Origin of the sequence: Paenibacillus sp. BIC5C1, assembly GCF_032399705.1 — a bacterium.
Lineage (GTDB): Bacteria > Bacillota > Bacilli > Paenibacillales > Paenibacillaceae > Paenibacillus > Paenibacillus taichungensis_A.
Genome location: NZ_CP135922.1, coordinates 3,751,286 through 3,772,860 on the forward strand (window position 1 = coordinate 3,751,286; position 21,575 = coordinate 3,772,860).

Genomic DNA, 21,575 nt, shown 5'->3' on the forward strand with positions numbered 1-21,575 from the left:
TTTAGAAAAAAGATACAGATTAACATCCTATATCGAATGTTGATCAGTTTATTAATTTCGTTTGTTGGCTCTGTTGGTGTAAATAATATGTTGATCATAGGTGCCGCAAAAATTAGTGAAAGATTTGAATGGCCCTCGCTTCTCTACATCTTTCCTTATATTCTAACACCAATCTTCATCGTAATTTTCACGTTAATTTTTTTGTTTTCTACACGAAAAATTGTCCGAGATCTCATTACATTGGAGAAAGGATTGCAATTCATTTCAGAAGGAAATCTGGACTACCGGGTGCCCGTTAATAGACAAGATGAACTTGGGCGAGTGGCTTCCAACATTAATCACATGACTGAACAGCTGCAGCTGCAGATGGTTAAGGAGCGCGAGCTGGAGAAATCCAAGATGGATATGATCACGGGCATCTCACATGACCTGCGCACACCGCTAACCAGCATAATCGGCTATATTGAGCTTCTAAGAACAGAATCATTTCAAGACAAAGCAGAGTATGACCGCTTCATTCAAAATACCCATAACAAAGCAACGCATTTAAAGAAGCTGCTCGATGATTTATTTGAATACACACGTCTAACCTCAGTGGATACCCGATTGGATTTGAGAAAGGTTGACCTATATCAACTATTGGACCAGTTGCTGTTTGAATTTGAACCTTTAGCTCAGGAGAATGGAATTCATATTGAGAAAGAGATTGGCGATTCCCCAATCATGGCCTGCGTGGATAGTGATAAGATTGCTCGTGCCATCGATAATCTTCTTATGAACGCCCTGAAGTATTCCTTGAAACCTGGTACGATTCACATTCGAATGAGTATGGGTCACGAGCACATTACCATTAAAGTCGAAAATAAAGGTACGCCGCTCACAATAGAGCAAAAAGATAAGCTGTTTGATCGATTTTATAAGGTGGATTATTCAAGAAGCAGCGAAGGCATTCAAACGGGGGCTGGTTTGGGTCTTTCGATTGCAAAAAATATTGCGGAGTTACATCAGGGTACCTTAACGCTTCAACATACGCTTAACGTTTTTACATTCCAACTAAGCTTGCCTTCTAACATCCAGTGAAACATCAAAGAATTCAACAATGGAGGATACCGCAATGAAAACATCCGAACCGTTTCTTTTCCTGCAAGGATTCTTAAAGAACCCCAAACGAGTAGGAAGTGTCCTGCCCAGTTCCAAATTTCTAGCCAATAAAATCGTCCAGTCTGTACAATGGGATGAAGTTACAACCATTGCAGAGCTGGGGCCAGGAACAGGTGCCATCACACGTCTTATGAGATCAAAATTACCACAATCTGCAACCGTGTTTTTATTTGAAAGAGACCCAAAAATGAGGAGTAATCTGAAGAAAACATATCCTGAAATCATGTTCCATTCGAATGCATCCTATCTTTTGAAAAGGATCCATCAAGAACATATCGATCAGTTGGATAGCATCATTTGCGGACTGCCCTTTTTTAATTTTTCCAGAGAAATGAGACAAAACATCCTGTCACAAATCCATACAGCGCTCCGACCTGGAGGCACATTAGTTTTGTACCAGTACTCACTTCATATGAAGAAACGATTGGCTGATTTATTCGATATTGAGAAAATTAAATTTGTGCCCCTCAGCTTCCCTCCTGTTTTTGTGTATACTTGTCGCAAAACGAAAGATGAAGGACACAGTGAAACGAGGGAATCCGTATTCTAACCATACGAAGCGTTATAAAAAAAACCATCTATAAAAAGATGGTTTTTAATGAAATTAACATTACCGCGCCTTCTCAACACGAGCAATACGCTGAGCAGGCTGAACTTGTGGAACGTAACTTCTTCCTTTCCGAAGTTGCAATGCAAATGTTCGGTGATTCGGATGTCTCTGGATGACCTACCCAGTGCGATTTGGAAAAATCCACTCTCTGTAACCCAACGGTTATACTTCATGTTGTAGTATGAGAAGTCTCTCTCTTCAAGATCGAAGACGATTCTGCGTTTTTCGCCCGGCTCAAGCTCGATTTTGGCAAAATTTAATTCCTTCTCTGGACGGGTTTAGTTGCATCTTGATGAGAGTTCCATAGCTCGCCCGCTTGTTGGGAGCAAACGTAATGCTAAATCGCGATCTCATGATGAAACAATTTAATTGAGCTTATGAAGTGTGCCGTTCTTATGTTCATTGAGCAGCTTTGAGAAAAGCTTGCTAGAGTAATCAATCTTGCGCTCTGGGAACTCGCCTGTAAGTATAATCTTCAACATATGAAGCAGACGTTTACCCGTTAGTTCAGTAGGCCCGAGAGTCCATTGTCTAATACTGGGATATAAGTATATCAACCCAGAGTAACGAAATGCTGCCCTTAATCTTTCATAAAAATCATCATAGCTAAGTGATATACCGTTTGCAATTAATTCCTTATAATAAAGTTTGGCATCCTCAAAGTTAAAATAACTGGCCAGATCAATATAAAAGGGCGCAAAATAACACCATCCGAAATCAATAAAATAGGGTTTTCCTTTGTAATAATGGATGTGGGAACCATCTACCGATTGCAAATCTCCATGCGTGAGAGTCTGGCTTTCCTTCTCATCGTACAAAGCCGCCATATCACGTGCAAAATCGTTGGCTTTTTCACGTAGTAATGGCAGATACGAGCCAAATTCCCTGTAAAATTCGGGGTTCTGCTCTATAAGCGTTTGAAAATGGTCCACAGACACTTGTGTAACTAAATAATTTTCCCAATAATGACGGTCAGCATGGGGGAGCCACAGCATCTCCGACCCTCTATGCATATTACGGGCATGGATTCTGGCTAATGCCTCCGCAACTCTTGGCGACCAGTCTACGCCAGGCGGAGGAGATTTAACACTACCCAAATCTTCTATCGCCATCCATCCGGGCTCATCTGTTTCTATATCTAGTGAAAAAGTGGCGGGCGTGTTCTGATGGCCCTGGTCAGTTAACGTTTTCATTGCCATACGTTCTTTTAGAGCAGCTTCTTTAAATATCATGCTCTCCTTTTGACCATTTTCATAAGTAACCTCTATACGACGTACATCCGCACCAGACCACCCACGTTCAGCATCTGTCATATACCCTTGATCTAAATGACGTATCTTTCCACGTTGTAGTTCTTCGGCTAAACCTTGAGCAATTATGATCATATTATGTTCCACATTAATCTACCTACCAATCTAGTTAATATAGGTTTACCCATTAGAGCAAATTTTTTAAACTCCTAAGAATATCTCTAAGCAAAGAGGTCTCCGACGTGCCTTCGAGTTCACTTCCTTCCTCATTATTTTTCAAAACAAAAAAAAGGGGCAGAAAATGAACATATTGTTCATCTTCTGCCTCTGTAGAGAATTGACTAACGGATAACATGATATCCCAATTCAACCGAATGTCAAATAAATAACACCTGTCAAAACAGGATTAATGTAAAAAAACCATGCATGAGAGCACGGTTCCGCAGTCAACTAGAAGTAGTCGATGTCCCATGTTCTTAACTAATGCAAGAGTTATTCCATTTTATTGCATGAAGAAATAAACCACTTAAATAAGCGGATTTCTGCAATTTAAATGAAATAAACCTAATGCAATTAACTAGCTAAGAACAACAGCAGACACTTGATACTTCCCCCTTATATTCAAACTAGCTATAGTATAGATTGAAAACAGGAACTAGTCAAAATTCTAAATGCTTTATGAGGAGCAGCGTTAAACAAAAGGATTACCTCCGAGCCGTTGATACATGCCCTAGGTAATCCTTTTCAATTTATTTAGTGCATGGAATCATGTGAGACATGCTGCTCCTTCAGCTGATGCCCGTCGAGTGCACGAGTCTCTTGCTCCTCATTCGTCCTGCAGCCGATGAAAGGCCACCAGTTTGCTGGCCCGAACGTACGGACCATAACGGGAATGAATAGCGGTAGCATGAGCAAAGCGTATATAAACAGTCCACAAAGCACAATTGTTGCAATTTGCAGGAGTGACATTACGCCAGAAGGGAGCATCGCCGCAAACGTACCGCCCAGAATAACCGCTGCAGACATAATGACTGTTCCCATGTTTTTCATCGCTTCAAGAATAGCTTCCTGCGGCGAGAGATGGCGGTACTCCTTGAACCGATCCATCAGGAAGATACTATAATCGATGCCGAGTGCTACCAGCATGACGAAGCCGAAGAAAGGAACCGCCCAGCTGATGCCCGATTGGCCTAACAGCCGTACAAATATGACCTCTGCAATCGCCATCGAGGAATAAAAGGTAATCAGCAGTGAGGCTATCATATACAATGGCATGACGATCGACCGGAACAAAATGATCAAAATGATCGATATTCCGATCAACATCAAAATAACTGTACGCGAATAATCTGCTTTCGATATGTTGCTCAAATCGTTGTTCATGCTCGTTATACCGCCACTCGCCACCTGAGCGCCGCTATATGCAGAGCCTTGAATTGCGCGATTTACAGCCGCTTCAAGACCGTCAATTTGCGCCATTGTTTCTTGGGAGTAGGGGTTGCTGCCAAATACGACATCGAACTTAGCTGTTTGACGATCCTCCGACATATACACATCAAGCGCCGTTTGGAATTCCTCGTTCGCAATGGCTTCTTCCGGGATGTACCAGCCCGTCATTTGTTTATTCGGCGATCCGGCAAGGCCATTCAGGTAGCCTCCTGCCGAAGCGAGCCCATCTTTTACCTCAGTCAAACCATCTACACTCTGATCAAGGCCGGTTGTAAGCCCGCCAAGCTGAGCATTAAGTGAAGCAAAGCCCGCTTGCAACTCTTTCTGGCCATCGGTTAGCTCGTTAAATCCTTGTGTTACGCTTGGTAGCTGAGAGACGATTTGTCCTTGGCCTGTAGCGGCCTGCGCAATCCCTTTTTGCAGCTCGGACAGTCCAGCTGCCAGCTTGCCAAGACCCGCAGCCAGTGACGACTGTCCTTCTACTGCCTGTAAGAAGCCTGCATTGGCCTGCGTCATGCCAGATGAAATGCCGGCAAGCTGCTCGTTCAGCTGTTTCAATTGGCCGCTAATGCTTGAAGCTCCCACTTGCAGTTGAGCCAGTGTGCTTAGCGCTTGTTTGTAGTTTGCATCATTTTGCAGCTCTGGGTAGCTCTCTTGAAGATCTGAGAGCCCTTGCTCGACCCCTGACAAACCACTCGCAAGCTTCGCTTGGTCCGATGCAATGGCAGTGTAAGCACCTGTCAATGTTCCAAGACCTCCGCCCAGCTTATCATAGCTGGCCTGCAGCTGCTTGCTTGCGCCAGCCAACTGCTCGGCACTAACCTGCGCTTGCTTCAGGCCCTTGCTAAGCTCGCTCGCACCAACCGTGCCGTCCTTCAAGCCTTGCTGGATTCGTTTTAAGCCATCACCAAGCTGCACAATGCCATCCTTCAGCTTATTGGTACCTACAACTAGCTGCCCGGCGCCATCTACTGCCTCATTTAATTTTGGTGCATTTTCATTCAAGGCGCTGCTTGCTTCTGACAGCCCATCCCCAATTTTACCTAAGCCTTCGCCGCTTTGGCCAAGGCCATCCTCCAAAGACACCACTTGATCGGAGACAAGAAATTGCTCCATAACCTCGCCTGTAGGGCGAGTAGCGCTGCGCACGGCTTTTACGCCTTGCGTATTTGCCAGTTCTCGGCTTACTTGCTCCAACGTAGCAAGCCCCTCAGGTGTATCCAGCGGCTTATCGGTTTTGACAATTACAGTTGTCGGCAGTGAATCCCCAGGGCCGAAGCTGTCTGATATGATGTTGAAAGCTTTAACCGAATCGTATTTATCGCCAATCTCGTCTAACGAATTAAAAGAGATCGTGCCTTTATAGGCTGTTAAGAACGGGACAATAATGACAGCTAATATAATGAGCGCCCATAATGGACGTTTCAAGGAAAATTTGCCGACCGCTCCCCATAACTTGCTTGGCTTATGCTCCAAAGAACCTTTTGCCGGCCAAAACAGCTTGCTTCCGAGCAGCGCCATAAAGAACGGTACAATCGTAAATAATGCGATGAGCAAAATAGCTACGCCGACCGCAACGGCAACCGCCGAACGATAAAGCATAAACGTAGAGAAGCCAATAGCCGAAAAACCGACCAATACAGCTAATCCAGAAAACAATACGGTTTTTCCTGCTGTACGGTACGTATTGACGATCGCTTCCGTCGTATCACCGCCATTATGGTTAAGCTCTTCCTTGAAGCGGCTGATGAGCAGAATGCAATAATCGGTTCCTATACCGAACAAAACGGCGACCAAAAAGATCTGCGTAAAATTAGACAACGGGAAGTCGAAGTATTCGACCAGAAAAGCAATAATGGACTGCGAAATTAAATAAGTAAATCCTACCGCTACAAGCGGCACGAACGGTGCGATGGCCGAACGGAATACTACGAACAAAATAACTAGAATAAAACCAAGTGTAATGAATTCTGTTTTCTTAAGTCCATCTTGCGAGCTTTGGAGAACGTCCTCGGAAATCAGCCAGTTACCCGTATAATAATGCTCCACTTTTACGTTCGAGATCGCCTCGTATAGGCCATTGCGAAGCTCAGAGATCTCACGGTCGCCGGCCTCGACATTCACGAGGGCAATGATGGTGTTGCCATCCTTTGATACCATCTGCTCTGCCAGCCCTTTGGTATCAAAGTGGGTCGTGACCGACAACACGCCGATCGATTCCCCATCGCTCTTAAGCTTGTTGATACCGCCCTTCACCTCTGCAAGGTCTTCAGCTGACAACCCTCCATCCTTATGGAATACAAGCACAGTTGGCATTCCGCTGCTGGCGCCAGAGCTGTCGTTCTCTCCAATGGCTTTTTCTAATTCGCGGGCTACGGTCGAGGAGTACCCATCTGGAACATTAATCTGCCCCTTTGTTCGTACCAGATCCTGCATCCCCGGTGCGGTAACCATCAGTCCCACCGTTGCAATCAGCCAAACCGCAAGTACCAGCCATCTAAACTTCAGTATTGTTCTCATTTCTAATCTCCCTCTTAATAAAGTAAAACTAAGGATTCATCATTTCCATTGCGAGTCTCTCGAAGGAAGATTAATTCCCGTTCTGTGTATTCTTTTTGTTTTTAATCAAAATTGCACTCGCGAATGTACCAATTATTAAGAAAATACCAATCAATAGTGTTACATTTTGCATACCTGAATTAAAAGCATTAAACACGAGTGACTTCATTTCATCAAAAGCTGGCATAGCTTTATATGCTTCAGCTTGCTTGCTATCAAAAACTTGTGAACCTCCAAAAGCTCCAGCTTTATGGAAAACATCCAGCATTTGATTTCTAAACTCGGTAGGAATATTGGCTAAATTCATGATACTTGTGTTCAATGAAGCGTTATAACCTTCCGTTAATTTAATTCCAAGCATTACAACACCAAAGGAGATACCCACTTGTCTAAAAACATTTAAAATACCAGAAGCCATACCTACATACTCTTTATTAACTGAACTCATAGCAGCATTAGTAATAGGTGGATTAACTAGAGCATTGCTAATACCTAAAAGAATAAAACCAGGCATCAGATAGCTCCACTCAAACGGAGCTTTGATCATATAACGCATAACAAATATTCCGATTGCACCGATCAATAGTGCTCCACTAACTAACCAACGGTTACCAATTTTCCCCGAGATAATTCCGGCAATTGGACCAAGAACTATCGTAAAACCACTAATGAGTAACATTTTTGCACCTGTATCAAAAGCCGAGTAACCCATGTAATTTTGCATAATAATGGTTAAATAGGTAAATCCTCCGTATAGTCCAGCACTTAATACAAAAGCTGCGATATTAGCCCCATTAAATGTCCAATTTCTAAAAACAGATAATTCAATCATCGGCTGTTCTACTTTTCTTTCGGTAATGATAAAAGCTATAAGTAAAATAAGTGATAATCCAAGTAGAGTTAAAATGTGCCAATTAGTCCATGCGTAATCTCCATTCACTGACTTTTGAATTAAGGCTAAAATCATCGTAAAAATCATCGCTGTACTGAAAATCAGTCCCCAAATATCAATTCGTCCATTTTTGTTTGTTTCACTTTCTTTAATCACAAACATTCCTAATATAATTGCTACAACCGCAACTGGAATGTTAACAAGAAAAATAGATCTCCAACCAAAAGCATCGACTAATGCTCCACCGACCAAAGGACCACCGGCAATAGCAAGCCCAACGGCACTACTCCAAATACCTAGTGCAAGTCCTCTTTGTTTTTCAGGAAATGAAGAAGTAACTATCGTTAATGATAATGACATCATAGCCGCTCCACCAATTCCTTGAAATCCACGGAAGATGTTTAACCAAATATCACTGTTTGCTAATCCGCTGGCTAAAGAGCCAATCATAAAAATACCCAATCCTAATAAAAAGACTTTTTTACGTCCGATAATGTCGCCTAATTTTGAAACTGGCAATAACATTGCAGCATAAACTAAAGTATAGGCATTCAGCACCCATTGTAGATTTGAAAAACTCGATGAAAAAGCTTGTTGTATATCTGGTAATGCAACATTGACAATTGTAATGTCTAACATGGCCATAAATACGGTTAAACTAACCGTGGCTAAAACCCACCATTTTCTTCTTGATTGTGTCAAAATGAAAACCCATTTCATGTATATGTGTGCATTAATGCATATATATATTAAAATGAAGAGCACTGCATTATTTCGAATTCATGAGTGCTTTCATATTGTTAGATGTTTGCTATAACTGCTGCGGATACAAACCAACCACTCTCGAATCGCTAAGTAGCGCTCGCCGTTATCTGAATGTCAACAGAGGAAAAGTTATAAAAATACCCTGCAAGTTCACTTCATATTCGGAAAAATCCAGATCATGCATCTTTGATTGAATTAAAATAAACTCTTTATCGTGTATATGTGTGTACAAATGCATATATATATCAATATAAAAAGCACTGCATTATTTCAAATTCATGAGTGCTTTCATATTGTTAGCTGTTTGTTCAAATTTATCTACAATGAAATTATTATTCGTTTTGTAATAAACTTCTCGTCCATCTTTTCTCCTTTGAACGATACCAAAACGACTCATGAAATCAAGATGCCGAGAAATAACTGAACGATTCTGCGGAAAATATTCTGCAATACCACCGATTGTCATTTCACCATTTGCAGAAAGAAAAATCAACAACTCACTCCGCACTGGATCAAGAACTGCTCGAAAAAACTCAATATCGATATTGTCTTCTATCAGCTTTTTACATTTATTTGGATCAAAATTTACTCCCATTTCCCTACCCCCTAAACTTATTATATGCATTCGTGTGCACATGTCAATGTTTTCAGAATAATTCAATAAAAATACTTTTGATATCACATACTCACATATGTGAACCCCTCAAAAGCTGCTGCTCAATCCCATTTCTTTTCGGTAGCTTTATGAATTTCTGATCCGATACCTAGGTTTCTCAAATCAGGGCGAGTATAAACATTCGTAACATACTTCTTTTTATCATACCTTTACACTAACCTGCCCGTTCGTATTATGAGATCAACCAGTTCTTTCTGGTTGATCCTTTTTTCGTTAGCATAGAGGATTAAGGTAGCCTGGTCGAACGTACCTGCCCGTGGGACTTGATCCCGAGCGCTATAGTGTCGCCCCTACTTGTCATGACCATGATTGAGGCTGGTTGGGACGTAAGATCCCGTATAACAAGCGATGCTATGGAGCGACGAGAAGAACCTTAGGGGATGCCGGTGAATCTAAACTTACAGGGAGAGATGAGATGAAATGAATCCAGTTGTCGGTCTAGATATTTCAAAGGAAGAAAGTCATGGACAAGCCTTTTTAGCGCGCGGAAAGCCTTTCAGAGGGACATTCCACTTCGAGCACACTCGTGATGGCCTAACAAATCTACATCAAGTTTTAAAGGACGTGGAATCTGTATCCAAACAACGTCCTTTGCTTATTCTAGAAGCAACCGGACATTACCAAAGCCCAGTTGTTCAGTTCTTAGAGGAACATCACGATATTTACATTGTCATTAATCCACTCATCTCCAATCGGCTTAGAAAGTCTCAGCTTCGTAAAGTAAAGACGGATGCTGCTGACGCTTACCTATTCGGTGAGTTGTACTACAAGGAAGAGTTTGAACCTTTTAAGAAAAGAGGCGTGCAACTTCTCAATCTGCGCTATCTTACAAGGCAATACGAGTCTCTTTCAAAGATGTGTGTACAGACTAAACTGCAATTCCAAGCTGTTTTAGATCAGGTTTTCCCTGCCTACAGAGGTGTCTTTGGAGCTATGTATTCAGGCATTTCACTACGGTTTTTAAGTGAGTTCCCAACCTCATATTCGGTTTTGAAAACGGACAAAGAAACACTTAATGCTAAAATCAAAGAAATGCTTCCAACAAAACGAGGCCGTTCAGAGGCTTGGATTAACGAACGAGTAAAGCGGCTACTTCATGCGGCAAAACAAAATCCTTTTGAGCAAACCATGTATGCCAGCCACTTAATCAATTTAAAAGTTCTTATAACCTTGATTCTTCAGTACCAGGAGCATCTTACTGAGTTAGAACGAAACATAAATGCCCTGGCAGAAGAGATCGAAGAGTATGATTTAATTCAATCTATTCCCGGTATTGGCCATAAAATTGCAGCAACAATTTTATCGGAAATTGGGGAAATTGGGGAAATTGACCGATTTGATCATCCGAAAAAACTAGTAGCCTTTGCTGGTATCGACCCAAGTGTCTTTGCTTCGGGTAAGTTTACGGCAACCCGCAATCCAATCACCAAACGTGGTTCTCGGCAGCTTCGTTATGCGCTGGTTTTGGCTGTTCAGTGCGGACTTATCCGTTGTCGCAATACACGGATCAAAGAGTTTTATGATCGCAAAAGGGCCGAAGGGAAACCGCTAAAGTAGCTCTAGTCGCATGTGCAAATAAGCTTGTTCATTGGCTCCATGCTATTTTGAAAAACAAAAAGGCATTCCGTCCAACTTAAAGGAATTTAACTGGTATAACCTTCCAAGGCGTAGGAGTAATTGGAGGGTTTTTGGCATGCTCATTTTTAACTATAACACATGATTTGAATGACTTGACTGGTAATCTTGACAAGCTATTAGCTGGTATAGCTTAACGAACGAAGATCGATTAGAAATATGTCCAATCGGTAATGGGAGCATGTTCTGTCCTCCAACTTACTTTTTGCACCGAAGTCATTCCAACTAAATTGGATTGGCGCCGAACACACACCCGAATTGTTAATGATCTTTTCGTCCGAAATGTTTTCTACACATTCTATTAGGACTTTCCAACAATCTTTCGTCTTTACTTCCCAAATAAACGTTCATACATCGCTGTAATACAGCGAGTTTCCAATCTGAATGAACGTCTTTTTCATTAACAATTCAACTTATAGTCTAATTTTGTTGCTTGGTGTCTAAATCAAATTCTTATAGATGCATTTGATCATCTCCTTATATTACTCTCATGGGCGTGCCTTTGTTGTTTACTCATTGAATTGCCTTGTCCCATAGTTTCAAATTTGGGAGCAGCCGATTCGATCATTGTTACAAGCATTTTGAAGACACATCTTCAGAAAATTCAGCACAAGTAGGATTTACAGGTAAAAACAAAACAAGAAAAAGAACCTTGATTGAAGACACTATCCAACCAAGGTTCCTATTTTGAATATTGCGTAATTATTGTCTTTCTATGCTTGAAGCCCAATTTTTAAAGTAAATGAGTATCTCTTCTAGATTCGATGCTCCGCCTGCACCGTGAAACCCTCCATCTCTCACAATACAATAAAACCAATCTTCTTCAGTTCTCTCTTCTTCAATTGACTCAAAGGGTACGTCTTCTAAATAAGTATCTGTCAAGTCGATTTTGACAGACCAACCGGGATTATCTACAGTATCAATTTTCACACCGTATGAATGCTCCCAATCACCATTACAGTTTTCAAGATACCAGTTCTGGAGCCATTTTAATGTGTTCATCATATTTACCTCTTCTTCGGAATTTTATCAGGTCTAGCTGGTCTAACTCCCTGAGGTATTGATTTACCATTAATATAGCTATAATTTAGTTTCCTTCCAAATCCCCTTCAAGCTCCAGATAACGATTCCGCAGCATTTCAAGCTCCTCCTCGGAAGCATTCCAATAATTCCGCTGATGGCTCTCAAGCAAGGTTTCCAGCATGCCGTGATAAGCCCAGCGGTTATTGTCCCGCATTTGTTTGCTGCGATGTTCATCTGCTACATATTCCTGATGGACGGCAGAAAAGATCCAGGAATCCACCTGGTTGGTCGTTGCGGCGAGACCCAGCAGATTCTCCATTCGGTCAGCCACCTTCTGTGCCCCATGATAATCATGCTTCAGCATTCCCTCGATCCATTTGGGATTGAGCATACGCGTTCGCACCCCACGCTTTACTGCATGCTGCAGCTCTTCTGTCAGAACATGCTCGCGCGTCGTATCGGAAATGAATATATCCGCTGTCTCCCCTTTGGTGATCTCGACTGACTTGGCCAAACCGCCAAAAAATTCGTAATAATGATCCAGATCGATAATTTCGTGCTCATGGTTGCTCCGGATTTGCGAAACGATATCCACTGCCGCCAGATTGGCCTTGTACAGCTCATACATCTCCCTGCCTCGATAATTCGCGCTGTACACATGTTTCAGGCTGTGCATAAAAGCTTCTCCCAAACGGCTTTCGTCTTCCCATTGTTTGGTCTCCACCAATTTGGCCACAGACGTCCCGTATTCTCCTTCCGCAGGACCGAAAATACGTGCGCATGCCAAATCCCATGCCTCATCATGCTCAGCTCCGGCCTCGCGCAATTGTTTATACAACTGCTCGGAACGCTTTTTAAATACGTTCTGCTCTGCCGGTTCATCGAGTTCCGAGACAGCTCTAAACAGTTGATGAAGCTCCACCAGCAGATCCGGAAACATATCCCGGAAGAAACCGCAGATATGTACGACCACATTCAGTCGGGGTCTGCCAAGCTCTTGTGCCGGAATAATTTCAAACTCCCTGTGCATGGAGCCTTCCCGTTCCTTGACTCTGACTCCGAGATAAGCCAGAATCTGTCCCAGCGTTTCTCCCTGGGTACGCGAGGTCTCCAGTCCCCACATGACAAGTGCGGTCGTTTCCGGAAATTTCTGATGGGCATCATGATACAGATTTAGCGTATTCTCCGCGATCTGTAACCCACTTATCACGGCCGTACGGCTCGGAACAGCTCTGGGATCGAACTGCACCAGATTATTGCCCGAGGGCAGCACCTCCGGATTGCGAATACAGTCGCCTGCCAGAGAAACTGGAATATATTTTCCATCCAGCGCTTTGAGAAGATGCTTCAGCTCCGCATCAGCTTTGGTTGAACGGTATGCAGCCAATCCATGATTCCATGTTTCCTGCCAGTTAATCCGCAGTTTCTCCGGCAGATGCGGAGGGTCGGGAATTTCGCTGTTGTGAATAAAAAACAAGACTGCGTCCTCTACATACTTGTCCAGCTGTTGGAGCTTGTCAATACTCTGGCTTTCCAGCAGGTTGTCATAATCCCAAGTCAGCGAGGCGGCATACAATCTCTGGAGCGAAGCATGTGAACCGCGATCATGACAGAGAATCATTTTCATATGCCTGGCAGCCTGTTCATGCCCATAACCTTCCCCTAAAACATGTAAACCCTCGGGGATAAAGGATCTTCCGATGCGGTACAACTCCTTCTCGATCTCTTCCGGTTCCTCGGCGTCAAGAAACAAGGCAGCTGCTTGCTCCTGCAGCAATTTCCAAGCTTCGGCTACTCGTGCCGGATTCAGCTGTTCCTCAGCCCGGTACTGATGCAGCAGCGCTTCAAGTTCGGCGTATTCGCCATATAAACCACTTACCGTGAAGGGCGGTGATTGATATCCGATCAGAGTTGCATGCGTTCTTCGCTTGGCAATCATGGCTTCGGACGGATTGCCGACATAATAGGCATAAACATGCGGAAGATCCTGAATCAACGCATCCGGCAGGCAGTCGCCGGACATTCCGCTCTCTTTGCCCTCCAGAAACTCAAGGGTCCCATGAGTTCCTACATGCAGGATGGCATCGGCCTTGAATTCGTCCCGAATGTATTGATAGAAAGCGAGATACTGATGATGTGGAAGCAGGCTTTTATCATGATAGGCCGCTTCGGGATTCTCATGAATCCCGCGGCTGGGCTGCACTCCGATAAACAGATTGCCGCTTATCAGCCCCGGAATTCGGAACGCACCGGACTCTGTAGTCATGATATCGCCAGGGGGTTCTCCCCACTGATGAACGTACTCTTCCCGGCGTTTGGCAAACACTTCGTTATTCCGAACGTAGTCATCGCTGTCGTACTTCAGTAAAGAGTCAGACTCGCATTCGTCTGTCCAGATCCCGGAATTCACAATTCCCTCCTGGATAAATCGCTCTCGCAGCTCTGTTCCGGAATACGTTTCCGTTAAGTAGCCATGTTGTTTCATCACTTCCAGGATTCGCGAGACGGATTCGAAGGTATCCAGGAAGGAAGCCTGGAACAGATGCCCCTCTCCCGGTGGATAATTGTAGCCAATGATGGCAATCCTCTTCTCGGCTGGCGGTTTGATCTGAAGTTCCAGATATCGCCGGACTCGGTTCACAAGCCGCTGTGCACGATCTTCGATTAACTGCAGCTCCTTGATATGAAGCTGCATTTCTTCATCATAGTCCCGGGCGAATAATGCAGCAACCGGAAGCATTTCAATGCTCCCATCCAGCTCAGGCAGCATCATTTGCACAAGAAATTCCGAAGGAGACAATCCCTGACGGGAGTGTTCCCATTCCTCTTTTTCCCTTCTGGTCAGGAAAAACGGATGAAACATCGGCGCCTCCACTTCCCTCAGCAATGCCAGAATCTCTTCGCTTTTACCGCCGGTCGGGCCGGCACCCAACCGAAACGGGATAAAATTGACGAGCAGATTCACTTTCCCTCCACCGGTGCCGCCAAACATCAGGAAATTTCTCAACTTTTTCGAATCCACGTGGACCAAGGAAGTCATGGCGATAGGCAATACATGGGCGAATTTCCGAATCTCCTGAATGATTCCGCCGATGAGATCCCCCGTATGGAGCGGATAACTGTGCCCCATGAACAAAACAGCTACAGTTGGCAGTTCTTCCCGGGTATCGGTCATGGCCCGATAAGTTTCCAGCGATTCATACATCTGCTTCTTATACGGGTCATAAATGCTCAAGGCTTCCAGGACCACCGGCGGCTCAACCGACGGCCAGCTCGCTTCATTTCCGTAATGCGTTACAATATACCCCAGCATGTGGTGCAGATTGCTAGCCCCTGCATTCCTCCAATATTCAAGCAGCGTACGATAATGCCGCAAATCGTTTGATTTGCCCGGCTCCTTATGGGAACCCGGAGGTCCTCCGTGCAGTCGAACCCCCGCAATATCCTCATACTTCAATGCTCCTAATCGAAACAGATCCTGAATCCCTTCGGCACTTCCACCCAGTATCACCTGCTCGGCTTCTGCTTCGGTACACCGTTCATGAATACGGACAAGCGTTGGAGCCGGTGTTCCATGAGGATCATGAATGATAAACCCTGCCCTTGCCACACCGAATTCAAGCGATTGCCATTCCTCTTCCGAGAGCGTTCCTTCAATATTAAATACAGATAACGTTAATTGGCTGCGCAGAGCAGGCTCCAGATTCCTATAAACCTGTGACAGGTCTTTCATAGCTGCATGCGATGTTGTTAAAACAACGATATTCATCGGATCTCCCCCTCTCAACTTGTTTATAGACCGACTGACTCAGCTCAAAGCGGAGCGAAGGGTATTCAGCATTCTCTGATCATCTGTATGGTCCAGCATTCTGTAATCTGCTCCAAGCGCTTTCGCCAGCTGTTTGGCGCGCCCCAATCTGACATAGCCCTGCTCCGTATCCAGTACCAGACTCGGGACTCCTTCAGCGCTTATCTGCCTTGCGATGGCCAGACATTCGTCCCAAATATCAGAAGAGGCAGACAAGCCTTTGAAACTTTCGTTGGCTCTGCCGTCCGACACCACAATCATCACAGGCCATGTCCCTTTGTTTCTTCGTTTTTCGGAAAGAATGGTCTCATAGCCTTTAACAAGCCCGGCTGCCAACGGGGTTTTCCCGCCTGTAGGGATGTCCCTCAGAGGTTTGGAAGCGGCATCCACGCTGCGAGTAACGGGAAGAATAAGCTCCGCCTGTCCCTTTCTGAAAGCAATCATGCCGATCTGATCTCGCTTCACGTATGCTTCCTGCAGAAGGGACAGAATTGCGCCTTTCACAGCTTTCATGCGCTTTCGAGCGGCCATGGAGCCGCTGGCGTCCACCACAAACAGCAGCGTGGCGCCAACCCGGCTCTCTCTTTTCTTCTGGCGTATATCATCAGGTTCAATGACAAATGCCATTCCCTTTCGTTTGGGCCTGAAACTCTGGAAAGGGGCAGCCGCTCGAATGGTTGCATCAAAAGCGACATCCGTTTTATGCTTGTTGGCTGGATTCATGGAACCGATCGTTCGGCCCTTCTTCTGAATCGAACGGGTTTTATTGCGCTTGCCGGGCCCTTCGTGATGGCTCTTCCGTTTCAAGTCCAGTTCTAGAGGCACGATCGTGAACGCCTCGTCCGGCGGCAGCACTTGTTCCTCACGGCCATCGGTTTGCCCGTCAGCCGCACCGTTGCCTGTCGGCGAATCCGAATCGGGTGAAAAGTCCCCGCTCGAATTATACTGCCGATTCAGTTCATGGTCATCATGCGCCTGGGCAGAAGCCGACGATCTGATGCCCTCCTCTTCCTTTGAAGAAACAGGGGACTTCTCCCCCTCATCTTTGTCAAAGGTGCTCTGGGGAATGATGCGGTTCTCCACCGCACTTCGCATTCGGTGAGGCAAGGCATACTCTGCGGCTTCACAAACATCCGCGGCGTTAACTTCCTTCCGCCCTTCCCATGCAGCCGCCGCTTTTGCGCCTTCAATCAAACAAAGTTCGGCCCGAGAACTGCCGCTTCCCGATTGGTGTGCAATCGATGCTGATAACTGAATCATTTCTTCACTTACCGCCACATCGGAAAGCGACCTGGAGGCTGCTTCCAAACGAATGCACAGCATTTCCTCATCAGGCAAATAGCGGTCCCTAAACGCTGACCGATCTTCCTCAAACTGAAGTGCTCTTCGAATAATCTCTGCTCGGCCTTGCGGTTCGCTGAACTGGTCCATCGTCACATAAAATCCAAAGTGGTCCAGCAGTGGAGGGATAGGAATCCCTTCTTCCGGATCCATGGCGGCAAGCAACATAAACCTGCTGTTCCGCACGGCGGATAACCCCTCCCTCTGTACGTAAATCCTGCCCGTTGACAGGGCGTTGACAATCTCCTTCATCATGGGCTGCGGCAATAGATTCATATGGTCTGCAAGCACCAATTGTCCGTCAGCTTCTTCAAGCAGCCCTGGCGCGTGGACTATTCTCCCGTTTTCCATGGTCGATTGGATGTTCAATGAACCCAGTAGCCGGTCCACAGTGAGATTAGCCGGTACGGATAACTTCCGGCGTCCCCGAGCCAGAGACGAAGTCGCGTGCAATAATAGACTTTTGCCTGACCCGGAAGGACCGCTGATGAGAACCCCGCCAATAGCTGGATTAACAAGATACAGCAGAAGCGCTCGCTTCGCCCGTTCCTGCCCCCATATTGCACTAAACGGATACGGTCTGGTCAAAAGCTCATGATGATGTATATTCATCGCTCGCGTCATACCGTCAGGGCGGGTTCCAGCACGGCCTGCAGGCGTTGCTCCATACCGCCGGTTTCTTCAAACGGCTGCCGTCTCATGCGATGAGGCAAAACAAAGCGCGCCGCATGTTGTATATGTTCCAGGCCAACAGCTTCCTGCTCATGCCATGCCGCTAATGTTGCTGCTGTTTTGATCAGGGTTATATCGGAGCGGTGTCCGTCAACCTCAAGGGCAATGCCGATTTTTGCCGCCAGCTCCAGCATATCATCAGCGATCCGTATACCGTTAAGCCGTTTGCGGGCTTGCAGAATTTGCTCCAGCATTTCCTTCTGTTCCGACTGATACTGCTGAGCGAAGGAGGCCGGATCCTGTTCGTATTCCAGCCGTCTGCGAATGACGTCCGCACGTTCCTGCACATCCCGCTCACCGCCTACCTCCACCGACAATGCAAAACGGTCCAGAAGCTGAGGGCGCAGATCGCCCTCTTCAGGATTCATCGTCCCCACCAGAAGGAACCGGGAAGGATGGGAATGGGATATGCCTTCCCTCTCCACCGTGTTCACCCCCATGGCTGCTGCATCCAGCAGCACGTCCACAATGTGGTCATCCAGCAAATTGATTTCATCGACATATAGAATGTGCCCGTGCGCTGCCGCAAGTAATCCCGGTTCAAATTTCTTCTCTCCTGTTTTGATTGCATGCTCGATGTCCAGAGCGCCCACGACCCGATCTTCAGTTGCACTTACCGGCAGATTGACCACTTTTAATTCGGGAACAAGTCCGGACAATGCACGAACGGCTGTCGATTTGGCCGTCCCCTTCTCGCCGCGGATCAATACGCCTCCAAGCTTGGGATTGACAACGTTCAAGATTAACGCAAGCTTTAAATGGGATTGACCGACGATAGCTGTAAAGGGATACAGCGTATTAAATGTCTCCAATGCTTTCAACTCCTTTATTTCTGTATTAATCCGGTGATCCGGCAAAATGGCTTGTCATATACGGAGCCGGATTCCACGGAAGCCATCACGCCGAATACGCGGCTAAGTAGTTCTGGTGTCAGCACTTCCGAGGGAGAACCGTATCCTTCGATTGCTCCGGATTTCATGGCCAGAATAAAGTCGGAATACGCCGCAACATGGTTGATGTCATGCATCACCATAATGATGGTCATTTTCAGCGTTTGATTAAGCTCCCTAACCATCTCCATTATTTCCAGCTGGTGGGCGATGTCCAGATAGGTTGTCGGCTCATCCAGCAGCAGCACGCCGGGCTGTTGGGCCAGCGCCATCGCTATCCAGGCTCTCTGTCGTTCACCGCCTGATAGCGTGTGGAGCATCCGATCCTGATATGAGTCAAGCCCTGTGGCGCCCATTGCCCACTCCGTAATCTCGCGATCTTTCTGGCTGGTTTGGTGCCAGTAAGGCTGATGAGGTGTCCTGCCATATCCGACCAATTCTTTTACCGTTACCTCCACTGGGTCCTGGGATTGTGCCATGTAGGATAGTTTCTTGGCCACATCCCGACTGTTTAAGTTGGATAGCGCTTTGCCGTCCAATAGAACCTGACCTGCAGCCGGTTTCAGTTGGCGGGCCAGCGATTTCAGAAGCGTGCTTTTTCCGCAACCATTGGGGCCTATAATGCTGTGCACCGCTCCTGAAGCAAAGGATATATTCAGCTGCTCAATGATAAACTTGTCATGGTACCTGAGTGAAAGCTGCTTTGTCTCGATACTGTTCAAACTTGTTTCCTCCTTAGGAGATACAGGAAAAAGGGAGCACCTAACACACCCATTATGATTCCCACCGGAAGCTCAATGGGTGTAAACATGATTCTGGCAAGCGTATCGCAAATCGTCAGCACGGCTGCTCCCAACAGTGCGGATGCCGGTATAAGAAGACGATAATCTGCCCCGATAAGCAATCTCGCGATATGGGGAATAATCAGACCCACAAACCCCAACAAACCTGCGATGCTTACCGCGCTTGCCGCCAGCAGCGTAGCCGTAGCCGTTATCAAGACCCGCGACAGCTCCACACGTGTGCCCAGGTTTCGTGCGTTGGAATCTCCCAGCATCATAATGTTCATCCGCTTCGAACAAGCGAGCGCAAGAAGCAGACCGACAATTGAATAGGGCAGTATCGTTGACAGGTCGGGCCAACTCTTGGCAGCCAGCCCGCCAACCATAAAGATTAAGGCGCCCTGCACCCGGTCACTGTAAAAGGTCAGCATCGCGGATATCCCTGATCCCAAAAATGCCGAAACCGCAACTCCAGCAAGAACAATCCTCAGCGGACTAACCCCATCTTTCCAGGACAACAGGTAGATGATGAAGGCTGCCAGGGTGGCTCCGATAAACGCGGCAGGAGTCAGGAAATGATCATATTGAGGCATAACGACCAACAGAAAAATCCCAAACAAACCGGCTCCGCTGGAGACGCCTATAAGATGGGGATCCGCAAGCGGATTCCGCATGACTCCCTGCAGCAGCGCGCCGGAGACTGCAAGATTGGCGCCTACCAGCATGGCAACAAGCGTCCGCGGAAGCCGAATGTTCCAGATAATGTCCCGGTTCATGCCTGAAAGATCAGGATGCAGAATGACGTTTGCAATATCTTGCAGGGAGATCATGACCGCTCCTGTAGCAATACTGAACAGACACGCTGCAATTGCAGCTATCAGAAAGATCAGTATGATCCACACAGGGCGGGTTGTTTTATTGAACATCACCGAAGATCTCCGGGTAGATTAGCTTCCCTAAATACGCCAGTGCTTCATCGTAATGCAGTCCGGGATTCGTAAGAAACAGATCTGACGGCACTACAATCACCTTTTGATTCTTAACAGCCCCCAGAGAGGCCCATGCCGGGTTGCTTTCCAATTCGTCTTGGATCTTCTTGTCACCAACCGCCTTTTGTCCGTGGATAATCATAAAAACATAATCCGGATTTTGCTTCACAAGCGTCTCCATGCTGTATGGCGAGGTCGTCGGGCTGTTAGCCGAGGGTTTTAGTTCCTCGGCTGCATTGGTAAGTCCCAGCATTTTGGCGATCTCAAGCCCCGATGTGCCGTTCTTCTGAATCGAAATCCCGCCAGGTGTTACGTTCAGATTGATAAAAGTCGGTGATTCACCGGGCAGCTTTGCCAAGATGTCATTTACGCGGTCATCCAATGCCTGCAGCTTCGTCGGCAATTGCGCTTCCGTTCCGGCAATCTTGGACATCCACTCGGCTTTGGATTTCATGTCCTCATAACCCGATAGGCTCATCAAGGCTATAGGAATTCCGCTGCTCTCGAGAGACTGGACAAGTTCCTTGTGGAAACGGGGCTGTCCGATCACCAAATCAGGGCTTAAAGCGACAACCTGCTCCAGATTAATCTGGCTGACCGTACCGACGGATGACACGACCTCCGCCTGTTCAGGGATGGAAACCCCCGAGGCTTCCATTCGCCCGGCCGCCTCCCCTCCCACGGCATAGAGCAGCTCGAGGAATTCAGGCGATAACACCACTATACGCTTAGGTTGTTCCTTAAGGGCTATGGTTCGTCCCGTTGAATCCTGGAACGTTATGTAATCCTCTTTAACCTGTGTAAGGTTTGAATCCCCCTGTTCCGTCTGAGAAGTTTCAATGCTTGCAGGAGCTGCCTCTTTGCTTGTGGAATCATTCACCCCACAGGCTGACAAAATGAATGCACACAGGACAATGCCTGAACTTAATGCCACATACCGTGATGACCTCTTGCGTTGCTTAGATAAATACATTGGATGAACTCTCCTTTCAGCTTATACGTAATTATTACGA

13 protein-coding genes and 2 pseudogenes are annotated in these 21,575 nt (G+C 46.1%); 3 read left to right on the top strand and 12 right to left on the bottom strand.

Annotated features, from left to right (window positions below; all coding sequences use genetic code 11):
* Positions 1-36: 36 nt before the first annotated feature.
* Together RS891_RS16755 and RS891_RS16760 are read left to right on the top strand one after the other, a co-directional pair.
* Complete coding sequence (locus RS891_RS16755) at positions 37-1,080, top strand: sensor histidine kinase (RefSeq protein WP_315796343.1); 1,044 nt, start codon at positions 37-39, stop codon at positions 1,078-1,080.
* A gap of 34 nt (positions 1,081-1,114) precedes the next feature.
* Complete coding sequence (locus RS891_RS16760; protein WP_315792450.1) at positions 1,115-1,711, top strand: class I SAM-dependent methyltransferase; 597 nt, start codon at positions 1,115-1,117, stop codon at positions 1,709-1,711.
* Here RS891_RS16760 and RS891_RS16765 read toward each other — a convergent pair.
* The 5 genes and pseudogenes from RS891_RS16765 to RS891_RS16785 form a co-directional block, all read right to left on the bottom strand.
* A pseudogene (locus RS891_RS16765) lies at positions 1,708-2,037 on the bottom strand (fibronectin type III-like domain-contianing protein); the annotation flags it as partial. The gene RS891_RS16760 and the pseudogene RS891_RS16765 sit on opposite strands and share 4 nt — an antisense overlap.
* 99 nt (positions 2,038-2,136) lie before the next feature.
* On the bottom strand, positions 2,137-3,156 hold the full coding sequence (locus RS891_RS16770; RefSeq protein WP_315792452.1) for a hypothetical protein: 1,020 nt from the start codon (positions 3,154-3,156) through the stop codon (positions 2,137-2,139).
* 618 nt (positions 3,157-3,774) lie between these two features.
* Positions 3,775-6,990, bottom strand: a complete 3,216-nt coding sequence (locus RS891_RS16775) for an efflux RND transporter permease subunit (protein ID WP_315792454.1) — start codon at positions 6,988-6,990, stop codon at positions 3,775-3,777.
* Positions 6,991-7,060: 70 nt separating this feature from the next.
* Positions 7,061-8,623, bottom strand: coding sequence for an MFS transporter (locus RS891_RS16780; protein WP_315792456.1), 1,563 nt, complete (start codon positions 8,621-8,623; stop codon positions 7,061-7,063).
* Between the two features lie 328 nt (positions 8,624-8,951).
* Positions 8,952-9,281, bottom strand: coding sequence for an ArsR/SmtB family transcription factor (locus RS891_RS16785; protein WP_315792458.1), 330 nt, complete (start codon positions 9,279-9,281; stop codon positions 8,952-8,954).
* A 501-nt stretch (positions 9,282-9,782) separates the two neighbouring features.
* Here RS891_RS16785 and RS891_RS16790 point away from each other — a divergent pair.
* Positions 9,783-10,999: pseudogene (locus RS891_RS16790) on the top strand (IS110 family transposase).
* Positions 11,000-11,699: 700 nt separating this feature from the next.
* On the opposite strand, the gene RS891_RS16795 reads toward RS891_RS16790, so the two are convergent.
* From RS891_RS16795 to RS891_RS16825, 7 genes are all read right to left on the bottom strand, one after another.
* The gene (locus tag RS891_RS16795) at positions 11,700-12,002 is read right to left on the bottom strand and encodes an immunity 53 family protein (RefSeq protein WP_315792460.1); all 303 of its coding nucleotides are present in this window, start codon (positions 12,000-12,002) and stop codon (positions 11,700-11,702) included.
* Positions 12,003-12,084: 82 nt separating this feature from the next.
* Positions 12,085-15,789 (bottom strand): cobaltochelatase subunit CobN, encoded by a 3,705-nt coding sequence (locus RS891_RS16800; RefSeq protein WP_315792462.1) that lies wholly within the window; start codon positions 15,787-15,789, stop codon positions 12,085-12,087.
* A gap of 39 nt (positions 15,790-15,828) precedes the next feature.
* The gene (locus RS891_RS16805; protein WP_315792464.1) at positions 15,829-17,781 is read right to left on the bottom strand and encodes a VWA domain-containing protein; all 1,953 of its coding nucleotides are present in this window, start codon (positions 17,779-17,781) and stop codon (positions 15,829-15,831) included.
* 8 nt (positions 17,782-17,789) lie between these two features.
* Complete coding sequence (locus RS891_RS16810; RefSeq protein WP_315792466.1) at positions 17,790-18,713, bottom strand: magnesium chelatase ATPase subunit I; 924 nt, start codon at positions 18,711-18,713, stop codon at positions 17,790-17,792.
* Between the two features lie 14 nt (positions 18,714-18,727).
* Complete coding sequence (locus RS891_RS16815) at positions 18,728-19,513, bottom strand: ABC transporter ATP-binding protein (RefSeq protein WP_315792468.1); 786 nt, start codon at positions 19,511-19,513, stop codon at positions 18,728-18,730.
* A complete protein-coding gene (locus tag RS891_RS16820) occupies positions 19,510-20,499 on the bottom strand; it encodes a FecCD family ABC transporter permease (protein WP_315792470.1) in 990 nt (329 codons plus the stop codon). The genes RS891_RS16815 and RS891_RS16820 overlap by 4 nt, the downstream gene beginning before the upstream one ends.
* Positions 20,489-21,535, bottom strand: coding sequence for an ABC transporter substrate-binding protein (locus RS891_RS16825; RefSeq protein WP_315792472.1), 1,047 nt, complete (start codon positions 21,533-21,535; stop codon positions 20,489-20,491). Before RS891_RS16825 ends, RS891_RS16820 begins: the two co-directional genes overlap by 11 nt.
* Between the last annotated feature and the right edge of the window lie 40 nt (positions 21,536-21,575).

Coding starts and splice junctions, on each gene's coding strand:
- RS891_RS16755 (WP_315796343.1), top strand. CDS start 37: ATGTTGATCAGTTTATTAATTTCGTTTGTTGGCTCTGTTGGTGTAAAT.
- RS891_RS16770 (WP_315792452.1), bottom strand. CDS start 3,156: ATGATCATAATTGCTCAAGGTTTAGCCGAAGAACTACAACGTGGAAAG.
- RS891_RS16825 (WP_315792472.1), bottom strand. CDS start 21,535: ATGTATTTATCTAAGCAACGCAAGAGGTCATCACGGTATGTGGCATTA.
- RS891_RS16795 (WP_315792460.1), bottom strand. CDS start 12,002: ATGATGAACACATTAAAATGGCTCCAGAACTGGTATCTTGAAAACTGT.
- RS891_RS16805 (WP_315792464.1), bottom strand. CDS start 17,781: ATGAATATACATCATCATGAGCTTTTGACCAGACCGTATCCGTTTAGT.
- RS891_RS16785 (WP_315792458.1), bottom strand. CDS start 9,281: ATGGGAGTAAATTTTGATCCAAATAAATGTAAAAAGCTGATAGAAGAC.
- RS891_RS16800 (WP_315792462.1), bottom strand. CDS start 15,789: ATGAATATCGTTGTTTTAACAACATCGCATGCAGCTATGAAAGACCTG.
- RS891_RS16760 (WP_315792450.1), top strand. CDS start 1,115: ATGAAAACATCCGAACCGTTTCTTTTCCTGCAAGGATTCTTAAAGAAC.
- RS891_RS16775 (WP_315792454.1), bottom strand. CDS start 6,990: ATGAGAACAATACTGAAGTTTAGATGGCTGGTACTTGCGGTTTGGCTG.
- RS891_RS16820 (WP_315792470.1), bottom strand. CDS start 20,499: ATGTTCAATAAAACAACCCGCCCTGTGTGGATCATACTGATCTTTCTG.